20 protein-coding genes are annotated in these 19,131 nt (G+C 65.7%); 4 read left to right on the top strand and 16 right to left on the bottom strand.

All coding sequences use genetic code 11. The annotated features are described in order from the left end of the window. Genes ACT89O_RS21585 through ACT89O_RS21575 form a run of 3 tightly spaced genes read right to left on the bottom strand, consistent with a single transcriptional unit; the run spans window position 1 to window position 1,993 of the window. A complete protein-coding gene (locus ACT89O_RS21585; RefSeq protein WP_487261134.1) occupies window positions 1-471 on the bottom strand; it encodes a RidA family protein in 471 nt (156 codons plus the stop codon). Next, window positions 468-1,382: a DMT family transporter gene (locus tag ACT89O_RS21580; RefSeq protein WP_487261133.1), complete on the bottom strand. Its 915-nt coding sequence runs from the start codon at window positions 1,380-1,382 to the stop codon at window positions 468-470. Before ACT89O_RS21580 ends, ACT89O_RS21585 begins: the two co-directional genes overlap by 4 nt. Further along, window positions 1,379-1,993 (bottom strand): LysE family translocator, encoded by a 615-nt coding sequence (locus tag ACT89O_RS21575; protein WP_121421310.1) that lies wholly within the window; start codon window positions 1,991-1,993, stop codon window positions 1,379-1,381. Before ACT89O_RS21575 ends, ACT89O_RS21580 begins: the two co-directional genes overlap by 4 nt. A gap of 147 nt (window positions 1,994-2,140) precedes the next feature. Between ACT89O_RS21575 and ACT89O_RS21570 the strand changes: the two genes are divergently transcribed. Further along, complete coding sequence (locus ACT89O_RS21570) at window positions 2,141-3,631, top strand: aminotransferase-like domain-containing protein (protein WP_487261132.1); 1,491 nt, start codon at window positions 2,141-2,143, stop codon at window positions 3,629-3,631. Window positions 3,632-3,778: 147 nt separating this feature from the next. Here the strand turns inward: ACT89O_RS21570 and ACT89O_RS21565 are convergent, their stop codons facing one another. From ACT89O_RS21565 to flgB, 12 genes are all read right to left on the bottom strand, one after another. After that, window positions 3,779-5,014, bottom strand: coding sequence for an HDOD domain-containing protein (locus tag ACT89O_RS21565; protein WP_121508438.1), 1,236 nt, complete (start codon window positions 5,012-5,014; stop codon window positions 3,779-3,781). A 72-nt stretch (window positions 5,015-5,086) separates the two neighbouring features. Then, a complete protein-coding gene (flgL, locus tag ACT89O_RS21560; RefSeq protein WP_055398316.1) occupies window positions 5,087-6,340 on the bottom strand; it encodes a flagellar hook-associated protein FlgL in 1,254 nt (417 codons plus the stop codon). A 27-nt stretch (window positions 6,341-6,367) separates the two neighbouring features. After that, on the bottom strand, window positions 6,368-8,344 hold the full coding sequence (gene flgK / locus ACT89O_RS21555) for a flagellar hook-associated protein FlgK (protein WP_055398315.1): 1,977 nt from the start codon (window positions 8,342-8,344) through the stop codon (window positions 6,368-6,370). A gap of 175 nt (window positions 8,345-8,519) precedes the next feature. Next, window positions 8,520-9,440: a flagellar assembly peptidoglycan hydrolase FlgJ gene (gene flgJ, locus ACT89O_RS21550; protein ID WP_487261131.1), complete on the bottom strand. Its 921-nt coding sequence runs from the start codon at window positions 9,438-9,440 to the stop codon at window positions 8,520-8,522. A gap of 15 nt (window positions 9,441-9,455) precedes the next feature. Beyond that, window positions 9,456-10,607, bottom strand: coding sequence for a flagellar basal body P-ring protein FlgI (locus ACT89O_RS21545; RefSeq protein WP_121421304.1), 1,152 nt, complete (start codon window positions 10,605-10,607; stop codon window positions 9,456-9,458). Window positions 10,608-10,964: 357 nt separating this feature from the next. Beyond that, window positions 10,965-11,657, bottom strand: a complete 693-nt coding sequence (locus ACT89O_RS21540) for a flagellar basal body L-ring protein FlgH (protein WP_487261130.1) — start codon at window positions 11,655-11,657, stop codon at window positions 10,965-10,967. A gap of 29 nt (window positions 11,658-11,686) precedes the next feature. Continuing rightward, complete coding sequence (gene flgG, locus ACT89O_RS21535) at window positions 11,687-12,469, bottom strand: flagellar basal-body rod protein FlgG (RefSeq protein ID WP_121421302.1); 783 nt, start codon at window positions 12,467-12,469, stop codon at window positions 11,687-11,689. 37 nt (window positions 12,470-12,506) lie between these two features. Then, on the bottom strand, window positions 12,507-13,247 hold the full coding sequence (gene flgF, locus ACT89O_RS21530; RefSeq protein ID WP_121421301.1) for a flagellar basal-body rod protein FlgF: 741 nt from the start codon (window positions 13,245-13,247) through the stop codon (window positions 12,507-12,509). A gap of 58 nt (window positions 13,248-13,305) precedes the next feature. Next, a complete protein-coding gene (gene flgE / locus ACT89O_RS21525; RefSeq protein WP_121421300.1) occupies window positions 13,306-14,586 on the bottom strand; it encodes a flagellar hook protein FlgE in 1,281 nt (426 codons plus the stop codon). A 39-nt stretch (window positions 14,587-14,625) separates the two neighbouring features. Beyond that, entirely contained in the window at window positions 14,626-15,282 is a 657-nt protein-coding gene (locus ACT89O_RS21520) for a flagellar hook assembly protein FlgD (RefSeq protein ID WP_121421299.1), read from the bottom strand. A 15-nt stretch (window positions 15,283-15,297) separates the two neighbouring features. Then, window positions 15,298-15,702 (bottom strand): flagellar basal body rod protein FlgC, encoded by a 405-nt coding sequence (gene flgC, locus ACT89O_RS21515; protein WP_121421298.1) that lies wholly within the window; start codon window positions 15,700-15,702, stop codon window positions 15,298-15,300. Between the two features lie 36 nt (window positions 15,703-15,738). Continuing rightward, window positions 15,739-16,197: a flagellar basal body rod protein FlgB gene (gene flgB / locus ACT89O_RS21510; protein WP_487261129.1), complete on the bottom strand. Its 459-nt coding sequence runs from the start codon at window positions 16,195-16,197 to the stop codon at window positions 15,739-15,741. A 220-nt stretch (window positions 16,198-16,417) separates the two neighbouring features. Here flgB and flgA point away from each other — a divergent pair, with 220 nt between their 5' ends. The 3 genes from flgA (at window position 16,418) to ACT89O_RS21495 (ending at window position 18,078) form a co-directional block, all read left to right on the top strand. Next, on the top strand, window positions 16,418-17,218 hold the full coding sequence (flgA, locus tag ACT89O_RS21505) for a flagellar basal body P-ring formation chaperone FlgA (protein ID WP_436130809.1): 801 nt from the start codon (window positions 16,418-16,420) through the stop codon (window positions 17,216-17,218). 93 nt (window positions 17,219-17,311) lie between these two features. Next, window positions 17,312-17,632: a flagellar biosynthesis anti-sigma factor FlgM gene (gene flgM, locus ACT89O_RS21500; RefSeq protein ID WP_121508442.1), complete on the top strand. Its 321-nt coding sequence runs from the start codon at window positions 17,312-17,314 to the stop codon at window positions 17,630-17,632. A 71-nt stretch (window positions 17,633-17,703) separates the two neighbouring features. Then, the gene (locus ACT89O_RS21495) at window positions 17,704-18,078 is read left to right on the top strand and encodes a hypothetical protein (RefSeq protein ID WP_121508443.1); all 375 of its coding nucleotides are present in this window, start codon (window positions 17,704-17,706) and stop codon (window positions 18,076-18,078) included. Window positions 18,079-18,340: 262 nt separating this feature from the next. Here the strand turns inward: ACT89O_RS21495 and ACT89O_RS21490 are convergent, their stop codons facing one another. Beyond that, window positions 18,341-19,057, bottom strand: coding sequence for an RNA polymerase sigma factor FliA (locus tag ACT89O_RS21490; RefSeq protein ID WP_121421293.1), 717 nt, complete (start codon window positions 19,055-19,057; stop codon window positions 18,341-18,343). Window positions 19,058-19,131: the final 74 nt, after the last annotated feature.

Here is a 19,131-nt window from a genome sequence, read left to right as displayed (position 1 = left end):
TCAGTCTTTCACGGAAACCACCGCTTCAATCTCCACCGCGAAGCCACGCGGCAGGGAGCCTACGCCCACGGCAGAGCGCGCATGCCGCCCCGCGTCGCCGAACACCTCGACCAGCAGGTCCGAGCAGCCGTTGATGACCTCGGTGTGCTGCATGAAGTCGGGGGTGGCGTTGACCATGCCCAGGACCCTCACGACCCGGCGCACGCGCGAAAGGTCGCCCAGTGCAGCCTTCATCGTCGCGATCAGATGCAGTCCCACCTCGCGGGCATGGTCCCTGGCTTCTGCGGCGCTGATTTCGCGCCCTACCTTGGGCACGGTGGCCATGTCTTCGCGGGCGGGAGCGCCCTTGCCCGACAGGTACAGCGTGTTGCCGTCGAGCACATAGGCGTCGAAGTTGCCACGGGGTGCGGTCACGGTGGGCAACACTAGGCCCAGCTGCTGCAGGCGTTTTTCCGGGTCGATGGAGGTCATGTGGCGGCTCCTTGGTGAACGGGCATCTTCTTGCCCACAAACACGGTGGCAATCACGGCCAGCGCAAACACCACCGTGACGGTATCCAGCCGCTCTCCCAGCAGCGGCACGGCGAAGAGCAGGCTCAGGAACGGCTGGATCAGCTGGATCTGGCTCACGCGCACGGCGCCCAGTGCCAGCGCCCGGTACCAGGCGAAGAAGCCGATCCACATCGAGAACAGCGCCACGTAGATAAAGCCCAGCCAGCTCATGCCGCCAATGGCCGAGGGCACGGCCGGTGCAAACCACCAGGCGATGGGAATGGTCAGCGGCAGGGAGCACACCAGTACCCAGCAGATGACCTGCTCGGCCCCCAGGCGTGGCGTGAGGCGGGCGCCGCCGATGTAGCCGAACGCGCCCGTGGTCATGGCTATGAGCAGATAGATGTTGGCTGCACCCAGGTAGATGCCACCGGCCCGCCACACCATGAAGCCCAGCACCAGGCTGCTGCCCAGCACCGCACAGGCCCAGAATCCGGCGGAGGGCCTTTGCCGATACCACAGCGCGCCGAGCAAGGCGGTGGACAGTGGCAGCAAGGCGGTGACCACGGCCCCGTGTGTGCTGGGCACATGGCGCAGCGCCAGAGCCAGAAACAGCGGAAACCCCACGATTACGCCAAAGGCCGTGATGGCCAGCAGCGGCCATTCTGCTTTCTGCGGCAGGTTGAGGCGCCCGCGCGCGTGCTGCAGCCACAGGTAGGCGATGGACAGCAGCCCTGCCACGGCGGCGCGGCCGAATGTGACGAACCAGGGCGACAGCTGCGGCGCGTCGGTGGGCCCCACGGCGAGGCGGGTCATCGGCAGGGTGGCCGCAAACAGGGTGACGCCCACCAGCCCCCAGACCAGCGCCTCGCGTTCTTGTGCGTTGTTCATAGCGCGAGCATCCAAAGGGCAGTGGCAACGAGCACCAGGGCCAGTGCGCGGTTGAACCAGAGCAGGCGCTGGCCCTGCGCCAGCCACTGGCGCAGCAGCGAGCCGATGAGCGCGTAGGCAAAGTTGCTGGTGAACGCAAACACCATCATCACCCCGCAGATGATGGCCAGGCGCTCGCCCGGGTTGGTCGAGGGCTGGCCTGCGGCGTTGACCACCCAGCCTGCGCTGAGCGTGAGCGCCAGCATCCAGGCCTTGATGTTCACAAACTGCAGACCCACGCCCTGCCAGAAGGTCACGTTCAGGCGCGTGGTGTCGATCTCGGTCATCTTGCCTGCGCGGCTGAGCTTCCAGGCCAGCCAGAGCATGTAGGCCACGCCCAGCAGCGTTACGGCCCAGCGCAGCGCGGGCACTCCGGTAATCAGGGCGCCCAGGCCCAGGCCGCTGCCCAGCATGAGCAGCGTCCAGCCTGTGGGCACCGCAAAGCAAAAGCGCAGAGCGCGCTTGAGGCCCAGGTTCGCGGCCAGCGCAGTGGACAAGGTGGTGTTGGGCCCCGGCGAAAAACTCATCGCGGTGCAGAACAGCAGCAGGGCAGTCAGTTCGGGGGCGGTCATGGGCAGGTGGGTCCGGGCTTTATGGCGGGCGGCTTGTCAGCGCCTGGGCTTCAATGTAATCTTCGATGTCAGTACACAACCAGTACAGTTAAGCAGGGCAGTTCGTGATCTGTATTGGCTGCGATAACAGTACACAAGGACACCGCCATGCTGATGAAAACCACCACCCAGTCGCTGACCGAGCAGCTGTCGGCGCGTTTTGGCGAGCGCATCCGCAACCGGCTGCTGGCGCCCGGCGCGCGCCTGCCTTCGGTGCGGCAGTGCGCGCAGCAGCATGGCGTGAGCCCTTCCACTGTGGTGGCAGCGTACGACCAATTGCTGGCGCAGGGGCTGGTGGAGGCGCGCAAGAACCGGGGTTTTTTTGTGCGCGAGATGGCCAACGGGTTGCTGGACAGGGGCGCTGAGGACGACGACGCGGGCGCCCAGGAAGTCGAGCGTGCCATGGGCAACTGGAGCACCGCGCACTGGTTTGCCGCGCGGGGCGCCGGGCGCGGTGCAGCGCGGGGGGCGCCGCCCGTCAACGCCACGGCATTGATCCGGGGCATGTTCCACAAGATCAGCGACAAGCCGCAGCCCGGCATGGGCGTGTTTCCGCCTGCCTGGCTGGAGTCCACCTTCATGCCCGCCGCTGTGCGCAAGGTAACCAGCACACGCGCGTTGAATGATTTTTCGCTGCAGTACGGCGAGCCTCTGGGCGACACGGGGCTGCGCCGGGTGCTGTCCAAGAAGCTGGCCACGCTGAATGTGCATGCGGCCCCCGAAAACATCATCACCACCGTGGGTGCCACCCACGCGCTCGACATCGTGAGCCGCACGCTGCTGCGCCCGGGCGACCCGGTGATGGTGGAGGAGCCTGGCTGGGCGGTGGAGTTTGCGCGCTTGTCTGCTTTGGGCATGCACATCCTGCCAGTGCCGCGCCGTGCCGATGGGCCGGATCTGGAGGTGATGGCGAAGTACTGCGAGGTGCACCAGCCCAAGCTTTACGTGAGCGTGAGCGTGTTCCACAACCCCACGGGCTACTGCCTGTCTCCGGGCAGCGCGCATCGCATCCTGCAGCTGGCCAACCAGTACAACTTCCATGTGGTGGAGGACGATACCTACAGCCACATCGCGCCCGAGCACGCCACGCGCCTCACGGCGCTCGATGGGCTGCAGCGCACCATCTACGTGAGCGGCTTTGCCAAGATCCTCGCGCCCAACTGGCGCATCGGTTTCATGGCCGCACCCCCCGCGCTGGTGGAGCAATTGCTGGACACCAAACTGCTGGCCACGCTGACCACGCCCGCGCTGCTGGAAAAAGCCCTGGCCCTGTGCATCGAACAGGGCCAACTGCGCCGCCACGCCGAGCGCATCCGCACGCGGCTCGACGCTGCGCGTGCACGCAGCGTGAAGCTGGCGCTGGGCGCGGGCTGCACCTTTGCAGCCGAGCCCGTGGGCCTGTTTGGCTGGGTGGAGACGGGGGTGGACACCGACGCGCTGTCGCAGCGCATGCTCGACGAGGGCTACCTGCTGGCGCCCGGCGCGCTGTTCCATGCAGAGCGCAAACCCAGCACCCTCATGCGCATCAACTTTGCGACCACGCAGGAGGCGGAGTTCTGGAAGACTTTTGCGCGGGTGCGCGATGAGCAGGCACGGTGAGCCGACCCACTGCCTTTGAGCCCATGTCCCAGACTGGCGCTGTCGGCAAATACTGGCGCGGCCCCAGCCAGTGCCACCGTGGAACCGGCTTTGCCGGGCCACCGGTGGCGTCCCCCTTGGGGGAAGACGCGCAGCAGCTCAGGGGGGTTATCTTCGCTCTACTTCCAGGTCGGCCAGCACCCGCAGCAGCGCGCGGTTGACCTCTTCCAGGTCCAGCTCGAACGTCTCGCAGAGGTTGCGAATGGCACTGGCGTCGTCCGTCTCCAGCGCGCATGCCATCTGCAGGCCACCGGTGTAGGGGCCGGTGCGCAGCACCGTGGCGTCATAGATGCGCTCGGACAAGGGCAGACGGCGCAGGATGGTGCCAAGCGGCTCCCCCAGCAGGTCGTCGATCTGCGATAGCAGACCACACAGGTAGATCTCGCGGCGTAGATCGTTCTCCACGCCCGCGTCGAGCAGCTGTGCGGTGAGTTGGGCACGCATCACCATGGCCTCGCGCACCGGCTGCATGTTGGGGTCGGTGCTGGCATGGGGCAGCTGGTCGGACAGCCAGCGCTTGATGGAGCCGTAGCCCATCATCACCAGGCCCCGGCGCAGCGAATCGATGCCGGTGCGCAGGCCCAGGGCCGCAGAGTTGGTGTACACCATAAAGCGGTACGCCAGGATCGGGTCCTGACCCATGATGTCTTCAAAGGTTTCCAGCGACTGCTCTGCGTCGATGGCCTTCATGAGCTTGAAGATCACCGCGTGCGATGGCTGCTGGGGATGGTGGCGCAGGCTGTAGAGCACGTCTTCGGTGGGCCAGCCGGCCAGTGCCAGGGCGTTGTGCTGATCCAGGCAATGCTCCATGAGCGCGCGGCTGGCAATGTTCTCGTACATCTGCCCGGCCAGCACCGGGCTGGTGGTGCGCGCGGGCTGCGTGGGGGTGCCGCCAGGGCGTGCGGCGGGGGCCGCCTTCAGGGCCGCCACGGCGTCTTCGGGGCGCAGGGTGAGCAGGCTGTTGTCAAAGCACTGGGCAATGTCGGGCTCGGGCAGCCGACCCAGCTCACCGCGCCACACGAGCTTCAGGCCCCGCTGGTGGGCGGCCTTGACCAGAGCGTAGATGGTGGAGTCGGACAGCCAGTTGCCGCGCACCTCGATCCAGGGCGCGCCACGTGGCGCGTGCTCCAGCATGTTGGACAACAGCTGGTGGCTTTGGGGGGACAGCAGAATCGGGGGAGAACTGGCAGACCACAACTCCTGCAGCGTGCGCAGCAGGTGGGCGGTATCGACCAGGGCCGAGGCCTCGCTGTGCACATAAAGCTGGATGGCCGCGAGCTTGCGGGCGCGGTTCCACAAAGGGCGGTAACCCAGAATCAGGCTGCCAAGGACAGATTGGACCATGTGCTCTTAGGCGGTTGTCTCGTCGTTGGGGCCTGTCCCCGCCCGGGGCTGTGCAGCGTGGGCAGGCCCGCTTTAACTGATGAAATTGAACAGGGACAGCTTCTGAACCTGCGCATAAGACTTGAGTGCTGCCTCGTAGCCCACCTGCTGGTTCTGGAAGTCTGAAATTCCCTGGATCATATCGAGATCCTCGGCCCGCGAGCGGTCGCCTTCGAGCTGGATGGAGCGCTTTTCCTGGTCACCTGTGATGCGGTCCGCTCGGTTGAGCAGCTCGCCTGCGTAGCCGCGCATGTTGTGCAGGCGTTCCAGGCCAATGTCCATGTTGCCCAGGGCCTGCCCCACTGCCTGCGCCGCTGCATTGCTGTCGGGGGCGCTGCGGATGTCGCGGATCGCGTTGTCCAGGGTGCTGAACATGCTCGGGCTGGGCTGCAGGGTAATGGTGTCCCCGGTGGCAGGGTTGCCCTTGATGTCGAAGCTCAGGCCCGGGATGCTGGTGATGGCGATGGTCACTGGCTTGTCGGTGGGATAGTCGGGCACCACAACGGCCGGTGACACGGCGCCTGTGGTGGTGTTGGTGAGCGTGTAGGTGGCGGTGGTGGTGCCGGGTGTGGCACCCGGGCCGACCGCGCTGAAGGTGATGGTGTAGTTGTCGCCCGTTACCAGGCTCGGGTCCACGGGGGTGACCGCCGTGGTGTTGAGGAAGCGGCTGGAGGGAATGGCGCTGACACCTGCGGTGTAGACACCATCGCGCTGCGGGTCGAACATGAAGGCGGCTTCGCCATCCAGGGTGTTGGGAATCGACACGCCACTGCTGGCTGTCTGGCCAGGCAGTCCTTCAAAGCTGTAGTCGGGGCTGGTGCTCAGGGGGCCGAGGAACGGCGCGAGCGCGCTGCCCAGGGCGCTGAGCAGGGGAACGCCGTTTGTGTCCTTGCGGTTGGCTACTTCCAGCAGCTGCTCGCGCAGGCCTTGCAGCTGGTTGGCGATGGTGTTGCGGTCGTTGGGGGTCAGGGCCGCACTGCCGGCGTTCACCACCAGTTCGCGGAAGTTCTGCACCAGGTCCACTGCGTCGCCCAGGGCGGACTCGGCCTGCGCGATGGCGTTGCGCTGCGTTTCCAGTGCGCGCTGCTCGGTCTGGATGCGCGCCAGCCGGTTGATGGCGCGTTCGGCCTGCGCGGCCGACACGGGGTCATCGCTGGCCCGCACCACGCGTTTGCCCGAGGTCAGGTTCTCCTGCAGGTTCGACAGGTTGGTCTGGCGCGTGCCCAGGTTGCGCAGCGCGTTGTCATACATGTTTGCCGTGCCAAGGCGGTAGATGCTGTTACTCATGTCGAACTCCTAACTCCTGTCCCGCGGTCAGCGGCCGAGGCCCTGCAGCAGCGAGTCAAAGATGTTTTGCGCAATCTGGATCATTTTGGACGATGCCTGGTACGCCTGCTGGTATTGGATCAGCCTTGCAGCCTCCTCGTCCAGGTTCACGCCCGAAATCGCCGTACGGTCCCGTTCCAGGTTGGCCGCTATGGTGGTGGACAGCTCGGCCGCGAACAGCGCGCTCTGGGTGCGGGTGCCCACCTGGGCCATGGCCCCAGCGTAGCCGTCGGAGAGTGTGGACTCGTCGAACATCTTCACGTCCCGCAGGCCCATGAGCGCACTCGCGTTGCCCGCGTTGCGCGTGAAGATGTCGCCGTACTGCGGGTCCGATGCATTGCCGATCACGACGGTGTCGCCCGTGTTGGGGCTGCCCTGCAGCTTGATCTCCCAACCGTTGATCGAGATGGGTGCACCCGGCGTGTAGGGCTGCGCGGCGGCAATGGTGGTGGGTGGCGCAGTGCCCCGGTCCAGCACGTCGTATGTGGTGGGCGGGCCGGCCGTGAACTGCAGCTGGATACCGCCCAGGATGGGGGGCAACGCCGCCGGGTTGGCGTTGGGCGGCAGCACCAGCCCTGGCGGGTTGGGCAGGCCCGTGGCTTTGAGGCCCGCCAGCTGCAGCGTGCCGCCGTTGGAGGTGCCCATGGCCGCGTTGATGGGGTTGGCCGCAGCCAGATCACGCGGTGAGTACACCAGCGACTGGATGTTGGCCGCCGCGGTGCTGAACGGCTTGAACAACATGCGCTCGCCGGGGTTGCCGGGCGTGGTCAGGTTGAAGTTCAGGCCGTCGATCTGCAGCGTGGCCAGGTTGGCCGCGTCGGTGAACGGGGTGGACGTGCCGTCCGACAAGCGCACCACCTGCCCGGCCGTGCCGGTGGTAAAGCGGATTTCGTAGTCCGACGCCGCGAACTCCGTGGGGCCGGTGAAGGACACCGTGCCCACGCCCGCGCCGTTGGTGTGGCCCGGCATGCTGGCGGGCAGCGCGAACAGGTCCTTGCCCAGCGCACCGTCCAGCGTCAGGCCCAGGTTGTGCTGGTCGTTCATCGTCATGCCGATGGCCATGGCCATGCGGCCCAGCAGGTTGCGCCCTTCGGCCAGATCGTTGTTGTTAAAGCGCAGCAGGCCCGACATCGAGCCCCCGCCGAGCACGTTCTCGTCCATCTCCACGGCTGGCGCACCGGGCCGGTTGAAGAACAGCTTGATCTGGCCGCTGCCGGGGAAGGCCGTCGCGTCATCGATGGACAGGCTGGTGGCCGTGGTGCCCAGCACCAGCGGCTGGCTGCCCGCCACAAACAGGCCCACGGTGCCATCGTCAGCTGGGATCTGCGTGGTCTGCACGTACTGGTTGATGTCGCGGATGATCTGGTCGCGCTGGTCCAGCAGGTCGTTCGGAGTCTGGCCATTGCCCTTGGCGCGCGCGATCTGCTCGTTCACGCTGGCCATCTGCCCGGCCAGGCTGTTGACGGCGGTGATGCTGCTTTGCAGCTGTTCGGTCACGGTGTACTGGATTTCGTTGATGCGGTCGGCGGCCGCACGCATGCGCGAGGCGGTTTCGTCCATGCGCGTGAGCACCACGGTGCGCGCAGTGATGTCCGTGGGGGCGCTCACCACGTCCGAGAACGCATTCATCATGTCATTGATGGCTGCACCCAGGCCCGCCGTGCCGCCGCTGAAGACCTCCTGCAGTTGGCGCAGGCGCTCGGCCCGCACGATGTCGGACGACTGCACCGAGCCCGCCGTGGCCGACTGGCGCGTGAGCAGCTCGCTCTGGTTGCGCAGGATGGTCTGTACATCCACGCCCTGGCCGATGTAGCCGCCGCCCGTGAACTGGCCCTGCACGGTCTGCAGCACCACGGTCTGGCGCGAATAGCCGGGCGTGTTGACGTTGGCAATGTTGTGGCCCGCCGTCTGCAGCGCCACCTGGTTGGCCAACAGGGCGCGGGCGCCGACGTTGAGCAAGCTCATGACTCACCTCGCATTTCAGTGATCCCCAGCGCTGCCTGCACCCCCAGCGCGTGTGACTGGCGCGGCCCTAGCCAGTGCCCCCGCGCAAGGGCCGCCCCGCCGCGCTGGGGGCGTCCCCCTCCCGCGAAGCGAGAGAGGGGGAAGGCGCGAAGCGACTCAGGGGGTGTTTGCATGGTCAAGCCTGCGCGCGCAGCGTGCGCAGCACGCTATTGATGGCACCGCCGAGCTTTTTGGCGTACTCGGGGTCGGTGGCGTAGCCCGCCTTTTGCAGCGCCGAGGCATAGGCCATGGCCGAGCCGGACTGGGCGACGGATTCGGCCTTCTCGTAGCGCGGGCTGTCCTTGATGAGCTTTGCGTAGTCCCGGAACGAATCCTCGTACGAGTCGTAGGCGCGGAACTTCGCCGTCACCTTCTGGGCCTTGCCGTTGATGTATTCGGTGGTGGTGATCTCGGCCACCTTGCCCGTCCAGCCCTTGCCGGCCTTGATGCCGAACAGGTTGAACGAGTTGGAGCCGTCCTTGTGCTTGATCTCGCTCTTGCCCCAGCCGGTTTCGTGGCCAGCCTGGCCCAGCATGAAGCTGGCGGGAATGCCGCTCTCCTGGGCCACGCGCTCGGCGGTGCCCGAGAGGTGCTGCACAAAACCATCGCGGCCCTTGGGCGCGGGTCCAGTGGCCTCGGCAGGTGTGCCGGTGGCCGAGGACGCTGCGCGGGGCAGCGCCTGCGGCAGGCTCAGTGTGGAAGGCACGGAGAAATTCGCGTCGGCCCCGCCCATCTGGCGCGAGAGCTGGCGTGCAATCGCTTCAGACAGCCCACCCTGCTGGCCCGACATGCTGATCGACAGCTGCTGGTCCAGCATGTCCTGGCCCAGGTTGGCCTGCTCGCCTTCCATGAGGCCGGATTTCATCGTGGCGTCGCGCATGCTCTTGATCAGCTCGCGCATGAACAGCGACTCGAACTGCTTGGCGACCTCGCGCGTGGTCTGGGCGTTGTTGGCCGTGCCCGCGTCGTACTTGAGCGAATTGAGCGAGCGGATGTCCACCGCCAGCGCATTGGACGTGCTGCTGGTGGTGCTGGACGAGGGCAGGGTGAGGGCCATGGTTGCTCCCCGGGGTCAGATCACTTCCAGCTCGGCGTTGAGGGCGCCGGCGGCCTTGATGGCCTGCAGGATGGCCAGCAGGTCGCCCGGCGTGGCCCCTAGCGTGTTGAGCGCCTTGACCACGTCTGCCAGCTGGGGTGAAGCCGGCATCTGGATGATGTTGCCCGGTTCCTGGTTGATGCGGATGTCGCTTTGCTGCGCCACCACGGTCTGCCCTTGCGAGAGTGGAGCGGGCTGGCTGATGACGGGCGTGGAGCTGATGGTGATCGACAGGTTGCCGTGTGCAATGGCGCAGGGGCCCAGCGTCACGGCCTGGTTCAGCACCACCGAGCCGGTGCGTGCATTGATGACGACCTTGGCCGAGGGGGTGGACGCCTCCAGGGGCAGTTCTTCCAGGTCGGCGATGAAGCCCACGCGGGCGCCGGGGTCCAGCGGTGCGCGCACTTGCACGGTGCGCCCGTCGAGCGCCGTGGCCAGGCCGCTACCCAGTTTGGTGTTGATGGCCTGCGCCACGCGGCGTGCGGTCTGGAAGTCCGAGGCATTGAGCCCCAGGTTGATGGTGTCGCCCTCGTTGAGGGGTGTGGGCACGGCGCGTTCGACCTGTGCGCCTTGCGGAACCCGGCCTGCACTCAGGTGGTTGATCTGCACCTTGCTGCCTCCCGCCGAGGCGCCCGCGCCTCCCACCACCACATTGCCTTGGGCCAGGGCGTAGATCTCGCCGTCGGCGCCGCGCAGGGGCGTGACGATGAGCGTTCCGCCCTTGAGCGACTTGGCGTTGCCCATGGAGGACACGTTGATGTCGATCATCTGCCCGGGCTGAGCAAAGGCCGGCAACTGTGCCGTGACGATCACCGCCGCCACGTTCTTGAGCTGCAACTGGTTCGCCGTGCCAGGCGGCAGGCTGATGCCCATCTGCTGCAGGTAGTTGGACATGGCCTGCGTGGTGTAAGGCATCTGCGTGGTCTGGTCGCCCGTGCCGTCCAGCCCCACCACCAGGCCATAGCCCGTCAGCTGGTTGCTGCGCACGCCCTGCACCGCCGCCACTTCCTTGATGCGCAAGGCATGGGCAGGCACCGCCACACCAGCAGCCACGAGGGCCAGCAACAGCCACAGCGCGCGCACGGGGCGTGACAAGAGGGAGTGGGACAAGGCTTTCATGACACCGATTGTGGGCGGCCCCGCCAGGAACTAAAACCCAAAAAGAAGCGGGTTCACCGGCCTATTGCATGGGTTCCCGAGCGGGTGGAAACGGCGGTGGCGTACCGTGCGCCCGGGCGGTTGGTCCGGGGCAGGCTGCAAGGTGAAATATGAATAAAAATGCCTGCTAGCGCTTTATGGATAAGCGCTAATAGCTATAAATATAATAGCTTTCTTGGGTTGACTGGTTTGGGCCAAGGGACATCGCATAGCCCATTGCTTGTCAAAACTGGCGCGGCCCAGGCGCGGGCCGCCGCGCAAGGGCCGCCCCGCCGCGCTGGCGGCGCCCCCCCCCAGGGGGAAGGCGCGCAGCGACTCAGGGGGAGTCTAGAACGGCGTGATCGTGTTGAAGACCCGGTTCATCCAGCCCAAGGTCTGGGCTTCGTTCTGTGCGCCACGGCCACGGGATTCCACCCGCACATTGGCCACCTGGGTCGAGTTGACAATGCTGCCCGGCTGCAGCGCGCGCGGATCGATGGTGCCCGAGAAGCGCAGCACATCCACGTTCTGGTTCACGCCGATCTGCTTCTCGCCCGTCACGACCAGGTGGCCGTTGGGCAGCACGTCCACCACGGTGGCGGTGATCGAGCCGGTGAAGGTGTTGGCGCTTTCGGTGCCGCCCTTGCCCGAGAAGGTGCTTTCCGAACCGGCGCCGAGCGTGGTGCGGTCGGCCAGCGACTTTTTCACGAAAGGCAGGTTGGTGATGCCGGCCGAGGCCTCCGAGGTACGGTCCACGGTGGATGAGGATTTCTGGCTGGCCGTCACGTTCTCGACGATCATGATCGTGACGTTGTCGCCCACCAGCCGTGCGCGGCGGTCTTCGAACGCGGGGCGGTAACTGGCGTTGTGGAACAGGCCTCCGGTCACGGGCGGTGGTGCACGGTGCGCTGCGGCCAGTGGTGGTGGGGTGGTCGGCAGGATGTCCACCGGGGGCGGCGGCGACAGGGTGGCGGCGCAGCCCGTGAGCAGCAGCGCGCCCACGGCGGTGGGCAGGGCAAAAAGGCGTGTGAACGGCAGCATGGCGAACGCTCCTGGTGTCGGCATCGGGATCACAGCTGGCTGAGCTTGGCCAGCATCTGGTCCGAGGTCTGGATGGCCTTGGAATTCATCTCATAGGCACGCTGTGCCTGGATCATGGTGACCAGCTCTTCCACCACGTTGACGTTGGAGGCTTCCAGAAACCCCTGCTTGAGAATACCCAGCCCGTTGGTGCCGGGCGTGCCCTGCTGGGGCTGGCCCGAGGCGGCCGATTCCTTGAACAGGTTCTGGCCAATGGGCTCCAGACCTGCCGGGTTGATGAAGGCCGACATCGCCAGGTTGCCCAAGGGCTGGGGCTGGGTGTTGCCCTGTACGGTGGCCGACACCACGCCGTCGGCGCTGATGGTCACGCTCGTGGCGTTGGCGGGCACCGTGATGCCGTTGGCCACGGGCAGGCCGCTGGAGTTGACCAAGCGGCCTTGCGAATCGACCTGGAACGAGCCGTCGCGCGTGTAGCCGATGGTCCCGTCGGGCATGGTCACTTCGAGAAAACCATTGCCGTTGATGGCCACGTCCAGGTTGTTCTTGGACTCCTGCAGGCTGCCTTGCACGAAGTTGCGGCTGGTGGCCACCGTGCGCACGCCCAGGCCGAGGTGCAGGCCGGTGGGCAGCTGGTTCTGCTCGGTGGTGTTGGCACCCACCTGGCGCAGGTTCTGGTAGATCAGATCCTCGAACACCGCGTTGTTGCGCTTGTAGCCGGTGGTGGAGACGTTGGCCAGGTTGTGCGAGATGACGTCGAGCTGGGTCTGCTGGGCAGACATGCCGGTCTTGGCGATCCAGAGGGAGTTGATCATGGTGCTTCCTTTTGGCGTGGCGGCGCGGGGCGCGACCTCAGCCGTTCATGCTCAGCAACTGGCTGGCGGTCTTGTCGTTGGTTTCGGCGGACTGCAGCAGGCGCATCTGCTGTTCGAACTGGCGCGATGCGGCAATCATCCCGACCATGCTTTCCACCGGATTCACGTTCGAGCCTTCCACTGCGCCTGCCAGCATGCGGGCGTTGGCGTCATTGGCAATCGGGTCGCCGGACGTGGTGCGAAACAGCCCGTCGTCGCCGCGCTTGAGCGGGTCTTCCGGGGTGGGAGTGGCCAGCTTGAGGCGGCCAATGGCCTGCGCGGGCTGGCCCGCTGCCTTGGCAGTGACCGTTCCATCCGAGCCCAGCGTGACTTCGGCCCCCGGCGGGACATCAATGGGCGCGCCGCCATCGGACAGCACGGGCAGTCCGGTAGGGGTGAGCAGCTGGCCCGTGGCCGACACCTCAAAGGTGCCTGCGCGGGTGTAGGCCTCGGTACCGTCAAGTCCCTGCACGGCAAACCAGGCATTGCCCACGGCCATGGCGTCGAGGTTGCGGCCGGTACGCTGCACGGGGCCGGGCGTGCTCACGTGGCCCGAGGTGGCCTCCAGCGCAAACACACGGGTTTTGGAGCCATCTCCCTGGATCGGGACCGAGCGGAAGGTGGACATCTCCGCACGAAACCCCTGGGTGGAGGCGTTGGCGAGGTTGTTGGACAACACGGCCTGCCGGTGGGCGGCCGCGTTGGCGCCCGTCATCGCGGTGTAAATGATGCGGTCCATGGGGGCTCTCCGTTGTCCAGGGCTGTTTCAGTGCAGAGTTCTTACGAACCGTTCCCGATCAACGCAAGTTCACCAGGGTGGACATCACCTGGTCTTGCGTCTTGATGGTCTGGGCGTTGGCCTGGTAGGCGCGCTGTGCGGTCATCATGTTCACCAGCTCGGCGGTCAGGTCCACGTTGGAGTCTTCCAGCGCGCCCGAACGCAGCGACCCAAAGTTGCCGTCGGTGGCCGTGCCAGCCACCGGCTGGCCGGATTCAAAGGTGGCGACCCAGTTGTTGCCGCCTACCGAAGCCAGGCCCTGCGTATTGCGGAAGCTCGACAGCGCCAGCTGGCCTTCTGCACGGGTCACGCCGTTCGAGTAGCGGGTCATGATCATCCCGTTGTTCTCGATGTTGATGCCCGTGAGCTCGCCCGTGGTGTAGCCGTCCTGGCTCAGGTTGGAGACCGAGAACTTGTTGCCGCTCTGTGAGACTTTGTCCAGGCTCACCGCCACATCAAACGCGGGCAGGTTGTTGGGGTTGGGCGGGGTCGGGTTCACGTTCAGCGTGAGCGCGAAGCCCGTGGCGGGGGGCGTGGCCACGGGGGCCGTGATGGCGCCATTGTTGTCAAACGTGATCTGGCCTATAGGAGTTGCCACCACGGGAGGCACTGCCGTGGGGTCGTCCAGCTGGTCGTACACGTCCCAGGTGTTGTCGGTGGCGGTCTTCTGGAAGTACAGGCTCACTGGCTTGGCCACGCCCTGGCTGTCGAACACGTTGATCGACGTGCCGTAGGTGGCGCGCGGTGTGGCCGGGATGGGCGGCGTGGCGGCAGGGTCGCCGGCCGCATCGGTGGCCGTGGCCGGCAGGTTGAATGCTGCCGTGATCGTGGTGGTCTGCTTGGCAGGGATGGGCTCGGAGGTGGGGAACACCATCGGGATGGGGTCGGTGCCCGAACGCAGGCCGGTGACCGGGTCCACGGGGTAACCCATCACGTTGGCGTTGTCGTTGGTGATCATGTTGCCCTCCTTGTCCAGCTTGAAGTTGCCGGAGCGGGTGTAGGCGGGTGTGCCATCGGGCAGCGTGAGCGTGAAAAAGCCGTTGCCGTTGATGGCGACATCCAGGCTGTTGCCCGTGATCGTGAGATTGCCCTGTGTGAACTGCTGGGAGACCGCGCCCACTTCGACGCCGATGCCCGCATTGGTGCCGCCGGACGAGCCGATGGCGGACGCCACCATTTCGGCAAACTCGGCCCGCGAGGCCTTGAACCCGACGGTGTTGGAGTTGGCGATGTTGTGCCCGATGACGTCGAGGTTCTTGCTGGCGGCGTTCAAGCCAGAGAGGCCTTGCTGAAAGCTCATGGTGTTCTCCTGATGGGGGCTATCACTGAATCGGCCGGGTTAGACCAGGGCCTTGATCTGGCTGTAGTTGATGGTTTTTCCGTTGGCCAGGGTCAGCACCAGCTGGCCGTCCTCGGCACCTGCGGCCGTGACCTTGGACAGGGCCAGCGACGTGCTGTCGATCTTGGTCGAACCATTGACGGCACTAACGCGGAACTGCAGTCCCTCGGTGGAGCCGGTGTACTTGCTGGCATCCCACTCGAAGGTGTGGCGCCCTGCAGCCTTGGCACCCAGGTCCATGGTCTCGATCACCTGGCCGCCAGCGGTCATCACCTCGACCTTCACCTTGGTGGCGGCCGAGGCCAGCTCAAAGCCACCCTTGCCGGCCTTGTCGGCCACGGCCAGCGTCGAGCCTTCGGTCATCACGTTGCGGCCAATCAGGGCCGTGCCCTGCATCACCTGCAGCGAGTTGAACTGCGCCGACATGCTCTCCATCGTCTGGTTGAGCTGCTGGATGCCGGTCACCGTGTTGATCTGCGCAATCTGCGAGGTCATCTGGGCGTTGTCCAGCGGGTTCATCGGGTCCTGGTTGTTCAGCTGTGCAACCAGCAGTTTCAGGAAGCGGTCCTGCGCGGCTGCAGGGTCGGTGGCGGCGTTGGCCTTGGTGCCGGTCGCATCGGTGACCGTGGGCGCGCTGGTGGCGGAGTTGAGGATCATGGTGGCGTCCTAGAGTTACTGGCCCATCTGCAGGGTCTTGAGGAGCAGCGACTTGGCCGTGTTCATGACCTCGACGTTGTTCTGGTAAGAGCGGGAGGCGGAGATCATGTTGACCATTTCCTCCACGGCGTTGACGTTGGAGTGCGTCACATAGCCTTCCGCGTCTGCCGACGGGTGGCTGGGGTCGTGCACGCGGCGGCCGGGAACGTTGCTTTCGTTGATGGAGCTCACGCGCACACCGGCCGAGCTGTCCGCGCCCATGGGGGCGGTCTGGAATACCACCTGGCGCGCCTTGTAGGCCTGGCCGTCGGGGCCTGCCACGGCATCGACATTGGCCAGGTTGCTGGCCACCACGTTGAGCCGCTGCGACTGCGCGCTGACGGCGCTGCCCGAGACGCTGAAGATGGAGAACATGGACATGGGGAGACTCGCTTTCTGCGCTGCACTGCGGATGGCTTATTGGCCCTGGATCGCGCTGAGCATGGTTTTGGCGTTGCCGTTGATGAAACGCAGCGTGGCTTCATAGCGCACGGCGTTGTCTACAAAGTTGGCGCGCTCGCGGTCCAGGTCCACCGTGTTGTTGTCCAGGCTGGGCTGGGTCTGCACGGAATAACCCAGCGTGCCGGGTGCGCCGGTGCCCGTGCTGGCCGCTGGCAGCGGAATGTGGCGGGGGGCTGTGGCGCCCTTGGCCCCCAGGTTGCCCGTGGTGCTCACCGAGCCACCCGTGGCCAGGCGGGTCACGCCCGAGCCCAAGCCCGTGGCTTCGCGCATCGCATCGCCAAAGCTGAAATCGCGTGCCACGTAGCCCGGGGTGTCAGCGTTGGCGATGTTGCTGGCGATGGCGCGCTGGCGCTCGGCACGCAGTACGAGCGCGTTGCCGAGAAAGTCCAGCCGGTTGGTCATCTTGTCAAGCATGGTTGCCTCACACCCTGGGTTGCAATAGGAGCCGGTTGGGGGTTTCCGGCGTGGTTCGATTGTGAAAGCCGCCGCTTTTTTCTAAAGCACGAAGAACGCGGAAATGGGTGCGCAGTTTCGGGTTTTGCGCAGGGCTCGCCTGCCTATAGTTCCAGTCGTGAAAGAGTCTTTGCCGCCCCGCGCGGTCAGACCTGTTGACCTGCGATGCCCAGGAGGCCCCATGCCATCGATCTTCGTTTTCCCCTTCGTGTCCCCTTTGGTTCGCGCGGGCGCTCTGGCGAGCGCCGGGCGGCGTGCTGTGGCTCGGCACGCTCTGGCGGTGGTGCTGGGGTTGACTGCAGTGGCTGGCAGCAGCGGGGCCGCGCTGGCCCAGGCGGCAGCCGACCCCAGTGCCGACCTGGGCCCGCTGACCCAACGCTGGCTGGATGACGCGATGTCGCGCAACCAGGCTTCCGGCTTGCCGCTGCGCATGGAAGTGAGCGTTGGCTCACTCGACTCGCGGCTGCGGCTGGCGCCGTGCGCGCGGGTCGAACCCTACCTGCCGGTCGGCGCCCGGCTGTGGGGCCGCACCCGCCTGGGGCTGCGCTGTGTCGAGGGGCAAACCGCATGGAACGTTTACCTGCCGGTGACCGTCAAGGCATTTGGCCCGGCTTGGGTGCTGACCGGCCCGGTGGCTCCGGGGACGGTGCTGACCGCCAATGACGCCACCGAGGCGGAAGTGGACTGGGCCGAAGAGTCGGCAGCCGTGATGGCCAACCCGGAAATGTGGGTCGGGCAGGTCGCCGCGCGCCAGCTGGTGGCCGGCCAGGCATTGCGCCAGACCATGGTGCGGCCCCCCCAGCTCTTTCGCGCAGGCGCCCAGGTCAAGGTGATTGCCCAGGGCCCCGGCTATGCAGTCACCTCCGCAGGGCAGGCCATGTCGGCAGGCGCTGCGGGGCAGATTGTTCGCATCCGCATGGATAATGGCAGGATAGTAAGTGGAACTGTGAATGAGGTTGGGACAGTGGTCGTCGCTCTTTGATGACGGGGCGGTGATAAATGGCTAAAGTCCGGGCCAAATGGGTCGAAAACATTGCTACTGTGCCCCACATCAAACGGGGTGGTGGAGAGAGCGATGAAGATTGGTCAAAAACCGGAACTCCCGGGCGCCTTGGCGCAGACGGGGCTTGCCAAGCAAGCCAAAAGTCCTGCCAGCGCTGCTGAAGGAGCCGCCAAAGACGCTGCGGCTGTGTCAACCGCCGGTGTGCCCGTCACCGTCTCCACCGCTGCCCGTGCGCTGGACCAGACATCCCGTTCCACAGGTGATTTTGATGCGAGCAAGGTCAAGGCGGTGCGGGCGGCCATCGAAAAAGGCACTTTCTCGGTGGACGCCGAAGCCATTGCCGACAAGATGCTCTCCAACGCCCAGGAAATCCTGGCCCGCTCGCGCGGTTGATTCCTCAGCGTCCCGCACGCACCTTTATTGACAGACTTGGCAGGCAGGCGCTATCCACCTCACAATGCGCCATGTCCCTGGAAGAATCCCTCTCGGCTGTTGAACAGCTGATCGAAAAAGTCTCCGCCGCCCTTCTCGCGGCAGACCCCCAATCCCTGGAAAAGAACAGTGTGGCCCTGCGGGATGCAGCGGCCCAGTTCGCGCGCGTTCTGGAGCAGACTGCAGCCAGGGGTCTGCCCGTGCCGGCACAGCTGCAAAAGCGAGCCCGGGCCATTGACGATATGCTTGCCGTGCACCGCGAAAGCCTGGCGCGCCTGGCCGTGAATGCCGATCGCCAGGTGGCAGGCTTGGTGCCGCAGGCGGGCACACCCTCCACCTACGGCGACGGTCGGGGCGCACAGGCCGGCAAGCCCGGCGTGGCCCGTATCTACAAATCGGCTGGTTGAGCCAAAAAAGATAGCTGCTGGCGCTTGTCCCTGTTGGCTTTGAGAGGAAAAACCTCTCAAAGCCACGGATTACAAGTGCAAGCATCTATTGTTTTGACCGTTACCAGTGAAGGCCGGAGGATTGAACTTCGATGTCTGCTCGGCGCGGTTACCCCTGAAACGGTCGCAGCCCCCGACCAGTGCCACCGTGGAACTGGCTCCGCCAGGCCACTGGTGGCGTCCCCCTTCAGGGGGAAGGCGCCGAAGGCGACTCAGGGGGTAGTCAATGCGCCCGCATCTTGGCCCGCAGGCGTGCGATGGACTGGCTGTGCAGCTGGCACACCCGAGATTCGGTCACCCCCAGCACGGCCGCGATCTCCTTGAGATTCATGTCGTGCTCGTAGTACATGCCCATGATGTGCTGCTCGCGTTCGGGCAGGGTCTTGATGGCATTCACCAGCGACATCTTGAGCCGTTGGTCGCGCAGCAATTCCAGAGGGTCTGCGTCGGCGTCTGCCACATGGCGGTCCAGAAAGCCGTCATCGTCCTCGTTGCCATGCGTCATGTCCTCCAGATACACCAGTTGTGTACCCCGAACCTTGCCGAGCAGGCTTTGGTATTCGACCAAGCTCATGCCCATCTCGCTGGCAATTTCAGACTCCAGCGGGCTGCGGCCCAGCTTCTGCTCCAGCCGGTGCACGGCGTGTTCGATGTCTTTCTGGCTCTTGCGCGAGCTGCGGGACATCCAGTCGCCCTCGCGCAGCTCGTCGAGCATGGCGCCGCGGATGCGCTGGGTGGCAAAGGTCTCGAACTGCACACCCTGGGCCACTTCGTAGCGCGACAGGGCTTCCGCCAAGCCCATCATGCCAACCTGGATCAGGTCGTCCAGCTCCACGTTGGGAGGCAGCTTGGCGATCATGTGGTGCGCGATTCTTCGCACCAGCGGGACGTGCTGGCGGATCATCGCATCACGATCGAGCTGGCCTTTGGCGGTGTACATAGAGAGCGTGTTATGCACTTTTACGTGCCCACGAAAGCCGGGGCAAGGCCCGACAACGAGACGCAGGACGCGCC

It is taken from the genome of Acidovorax sp. NN32, assembly GCF_057597245.1.
Note: the sequence above shows the minus strand (reverse complement) of the source record. Positions and strands in the feature narration are given on the sequence as shown.